5 protein-coding genes are annotated in these 5,157 nt (G+C 53.4%); all 5 read right to left on the bottom strand.

The features are described from left to right. Positions 1-578: hypothetical protein (locus J5F18_RS02815; protein ID WP_346300833.1), on the bottom strand; the 578-nt coding region annotated here is incomplete at its 3' end. 3 nt (positions 579-581) lie between these two features. Further along, complete coding sequence (locus tag J5F18_RS02810) at positions 582-1,277, bottom strand: response regulator transcription factor (RefSeq protein WP_346300832.1); 696 nt, start codon at positions 1,275-1,277, stop codon at positions 582-584. Between the two features lie 91 nt (positions 1,278-1,368). Then, entirely contained in the window at positions 1,369-2,769 is a 1,401-nt protein-coding gene (gene ntrC / locus J5F18_RS02805; RefSeq protein ID WP_346300831.1) for a nitrogen regulation protein NR(I), read from the bottom strand. Further along, positions 2,766-3,848 (bottom strand): nitrogen regulation protein NR(II), encoded by a 1,083-nt coding sequence (glnL, locus tag J5F18_RS02800; protein ID WP_346300830.1) that lies wholly within the window; start codon positions 3,846-3,848, stop codon positions 2,766-2,768. Before glnL ends, ntrC begins: the two co-directional genes overlap by 4 nt. Positions 3,849-4,012: 164 nt before the next feature. Continuing rightward, positions 4,013-5,157: type I glutamate--ammonia ligase (gene glnA, locus J5F18_RS02795; RefSeq protein WP_346300829.1), on the bottom strand; the 1,145-nt coding region annotated here is incomplete at its 5' end.

Here is a 5,157-nt window from a genome sequence, read left to right as displayed (position 1 = left end):
GCAACTTCCCGTGTGGCATTGCGCAGTTGTTTTAGTGGCCGCACGAACCACCAACCGAGGATTAACGCACCTAAAAAGGACGCGATGACTGAAAACAACGCCAGTCGGGGCAAGAAATCACGGTCTTCCTGACTTTCCTGAATCGCCTGTAGCTCGGCGGCTGTCGCTGGGCGACTGACCACCACAAAACCTTCGTTACTGGCCAGCGGCCCTGCATAGACACTGTCACCGACCACGATCTGCACCGGCTCGGGGCTATCATAAACTTGCATGGCCGCTGCCAATTCCATTTGCGACATCCCCGGCACAAATTCAATGTCGTCACGGGTGATGGCAATAAGGCGATACTGACCGACCAGTAGTCGTCCGGGCTGCAGAAGGCCGGCACTGGACGGGTGGGTGAGAATGGGCGTTAACGCACGATCAAACTCAGCGCTAATGGGCTCGGGTCCGGGTGGTCGAGCTAAATAGAGAATGGCAGCAAACGCCGCCGCTGCGGTTAAGGTAATTAAAAACCAAAAGACGGTCAGCAGCCGAAACGTCAGCGACTGATACCACCGCGTGCGGCGTTCAACCATAATTTACGATTCCAACAATTCAGGTTCCATGACGCGATACCCGCGACCACGAACCGTTTGAATACGGTCAGGGTGGGTGGGTAATTTTTTCCGGATATTACTTATATGGACATCCAGCGAGCGGTCAAACGGCCCCAGTTGCCGACCAAGCACCTGCGCAGAGAGCATTTCTTTGGTGACCAACTGACCATGGTGCATGACCAATTGGCGCAGCACTTCAAATTCGGTCGGTGTTAACGTCAGTTCCGCGTCATCGCACAGCGCCGTTGCATTCGTTACGTCCAGTTCAAAGCCGGCAAAACGCAGCTTTTCAACCACAGGCTTGTTGTCTTGGCTCTTGCTGCGACGCAATAGTGCTTTCACGCGAGCAATCAGCTCCCGTGGATAGAAGGGTTTCGGCAGATAATCATCCGCGCCTAACTCAAGGCCAACGACGCGATCGACATCATCACCGCGGGCGGTCAACATGAGTACCGGCGTCTCAACGCCACTTTGACGAAGTTGCTTGAGCACCTGTAAACCATCAATTTCCGGCAGCATAATATCCAGCAAGATGAGCGCAAACGATTCTGAACTTGCCCGTGCAAGTCCGGTTTTACCGTCTTCAACATGGGTCACTTTAATGCCTTCGCGCATAAACACGTCGGTCAACATGCTGCCCAAATCTAGGTCGTCATCAATGAGTAAGATATGTACCACGGGATGTATCCTTTTCTGTTGTCGTACAAACAATCTAGCGTCTTTACATTTCAACGCGAGCGCATTTGCAGCTTCTTTACAATTGTAAAGACTAGTCCTTTGAACGATTGCGAGCCAGTTTTCGTGTCAAGGTATTGCGCCCCCAGCCCAACTTCTCCGCCGCCTGCTGCCGGTGCCCAGAGGTTATCTTGAGTACCTCGTCAATGGCAATGTGTTCTAACTCCTGAGCTAAGTCAGCGTAGCTCGCATCGGTGGTAAAGACCTGCTGCAACTCATGACGCAGTCCGTCGCGCCATTCCGTTACCGGCTCGTCATCGGGCGCAAAGGTTAAGGCCGGCAATTCGTCGGTATCAACAACATCGCCACTCGCCATCACCGTCAGCCAACGACACACGTTTTCAAGTTGACGCACATTACCCGGCCATTGCGCTTGTTCAAGTCGCGCCAAGGCGTCAGCGGTTAAGCGCTTTGGTGACATCTGTAATTCTTCGGCAGCGCTGGCCAAAAAATGTTCCGTCAAGGCGGCGATATCGCTGCGCCGCTCAGCTAAAGTCGGCAGGCGCAAATGAATGACGTTGAGGCGGTGATACAAATCTTCTCGAAAGGTGCCTTCGGCAATCGCTTTCCGCAAATCAATGTGTGTGGCGGCGATCACGCGCACGTCAACGCTCACTAATTGATGACTGCCAACCGGATAAAACTGCCCTTCCGCCAGCGCTCGCAACAAACGTGTTTGCACCGCCAACGGCATATCACCAATTTCATCCAAAAATAGCGTTCCGCCATTGGCTTGCTGAAACCGACCCGGCCGACGTGCTTGGGCGCCGGTGAATGCACCTTTCTCGTGGCCAAACAGCTCCGATTCAATCAATTCACCGGGAATTGCCGCCATGTTCAACGCCACAAACGGTTGCTCAGATCGCGGGCTATGGTCATGCAAAGCGCGCGCGACCAGCTCTTTACCTGTGCCAGTTTGGCCGGTGATTAGGACGGTCACCGACGAGCGGGAAAGCCGGCCAATCGCACGGAAAACTTCCTGCATTGCCGGTGACTCGCCGATCATGCCGGTGCCTTGTCCACGCTCGATCGGCTCGGGTTGCGGCGCTTGCTGCTTCAGCTTGACCGCGCGACCGGCGATTGCGATGACTTCATTGAGGTCAAAAGGCTTAGGAATATACTCAAAAGCGCCACCTTTAAAGGCTTTCACCGCACTGTCGAGGTCCGAGTGCGCGGTCATCACAATCACAGGTAAGTCCGGCCAGCGTTCCTGTATCTGCCGCAACACCTGCATCCCGTCAATACCGGGCATTTTCACGTCGGTGATGACTAAGTCCGGGGCACGATCGGCGCAAGACGGTTGTAGAGCCGCAAGTAGCTCCGCCGGCTCGGCGAATACGCGAGGCTGCCAGTCACTCGCAGCGTTAAACGCGCGCTCTAACACCCAACGGATGGAACTATCGTCGTCGACGATCCAAACCTGATAGGGGCTCATGCTGCGTCCTCCACTTCCGGGCGTTGATAAGGCAAGTACACGGTAAATTCAGTACATTGTGGGCGGCTACTCACTTCGATTTTGCCGGCGTGTTGGTGCACCAAACTCTGGGCAATGGAAAGCCCAAGACCCGAGCCATTCTCGCGGCCAGTGACCAAGGGGTAGAACAGCGTATCACGCAGCTCAGCTGGCACACCGGGACCGTCATCTTGCACGGTAATCAACAGGCATTGCCGATAGCGCGTGCCATAAATAGTTTCTTGATGGCTCACCCGCGTGCGTACCACAATTTGGCCCGCAGTCCCCACCGCTTCCAGCGCGTTCTTCACTAAATTCAGTAAAACCTGTTCGATTTGCTCGGGACTAATCCACAACGGCGGGACACTCGGGTCGTAATCTTTGCGAATGCTCACGTTGGTTGGACATTCAAGTTGAATCAAATCAAGCACGCGCGCCAAGACTTCATGAATATTGATTTGCCGACGCTCGCTTGGGCGATTCGGTCCGAGTAGGCGATCGACCAGATTCCGCAAACGATCGGCCTGCGCCATGATCAGCTGGGTAAACTCACGTTGCGATTCCGGCAATTCGGCATCGAGCAGCTGTGCGGCACCGCGCAGCCCGCCAAGTGGGTTTTTAATCTCATGGGCTAGCCCGCGAACAAGTTGCTGCGCAGCAGCGAGTTGATGTTGTTGTGTTTGTTCTTGATTAATACGGCGAATTAAATCGATTTGGCGCATTTCTAAGAGAATCGTTAGGCCTTGGCCGGGAACTTCAGCGACTGACGCGGTGAGTTCGACATTGACGCTTTTACCATCGTGAAAGACCCAGGTCACATCGCTATCCGACAATGTTTGCTGCGACTGCAACACGCCGGGCAACAGGGCTAAGTCAAAGCTGCTATAACGCAGATGACTGTCCACCGGAGTGCCCTCTAAACGCCGTGCGCTGGCGGCGAAAATAGCGTCGGCAGCGGCATTGGCATAACGCACAATCAGTTGGCCGTCGAGCACTAAAATAGCGGTCACTAGCTGGTCAGCGAGTGCTTCGGTCAATTGCGGTGGCGACGGAGGGGCCATAGCTGATCCTCTTGGTAAAACGAGAATGACGACGGCAGGAAAGGAGCTGATTCAAAATCGCGATGCAAAACTGCCACTCCCTGAAGTTTGCACCAATTTGGTGCAAACGGCAATCGTTGCACCGAAATGGCCCGACTTCGTCGTGAAGCCGGGCCGATTCAAGCTTAGCTTGAGTAGTACATGTCAAATTCAATCGGATGCACAGTCATTGCTAAACGCTCAACTTCTTTGCGTTTCAGGGCAATGTAAGCGTCGATCATGTCTTTGCTCATGACACCGCTAGCAGTTAAGAAGTCGTGGTCTTTCTCGAGCGCATCTAAAGCCATTTCCAGTGAGCTCGCTACCGTTGGAATTTCTTTCGCTTCTTCCGGTGGCAAGTCATACAAATCCTTGTCCATGGCATCGCCAGGATGGATTTTGTTTTGGATGCCGTCCAAGCCAGCCATTAACAATGCGGTAAACGCAAGGTATGGATTTGCTGTTGGATCAGGGAAACGTGCTTCAATCCGACGACCTTTCGGGTTTGAAACCAATGGAATCCGAATTGACGCCGAGCGGTTACGCGCTGAGTAGGCCAGCATGACCGGCGCTTCAAAGCCTGGAACCAAACGCTTATACGAGTTGGTGCTTGGATTAGTAAACGCATTCAAAGCGCGTGCGTGCTTGATAATACCGCCGATGTAATACAATGCAGTTTCTGACAATCCGCCGTATTTGTCGCCCGCGAATAGGTTCTTGCCGTCTTTCGCCAGTGACATGTGTACGTGCATACCTGAACCGTTATCACCGACTAATGGCTTCGGCATAAAGGTCGCCGTTTTACCATAGGCATGGGCAACGTTGTGCACGACGTATTTGAAAATCTGAATTTCGTCCGCTTTGTTGGTCAAGGTGTTGTATTTACACGCCACTTCGTTTTGACCTGCAGTCGCCACTTCATGGTGGTGCGCTTCAACCACTAAACCCATTTCTTCCATGACTTCACACATTTCGCTACGGATATCGTGCGACGAGTCAACCGGTGGTACTGGGAAGTAACCGCCTTTCACGCCAGGACGGTGGCCTTTGTTGCCGTCTTCGTAGCTTTTGCCTGAGTTCCATTTCGCTTCGATGTCATCGATTTTATAGAAAGAGCCGCTCATGTCGGTATGGAAACGCACGTCGTCAAACATGAAAAACTCTGGCTCTGGGCCCATTAATACGGTGTCAGCGATGCCCGTTGATGCGAGGTATTCTTCTGCGCGTTGAGCGATAGAACGCGGGTCGCGGTCGTAGCCCATGCGTGAGTCTGGCTCAAGAATTGAACAAC

It is taken from the genome of Halomonas sp. BM-2019, from assembly GCF_017584085.1.
The sequence above is the reverse complement of the archived record's forward strand: the minus strand, read 5'-3'. Positions and strand labels throughout refer to the sequence as shown.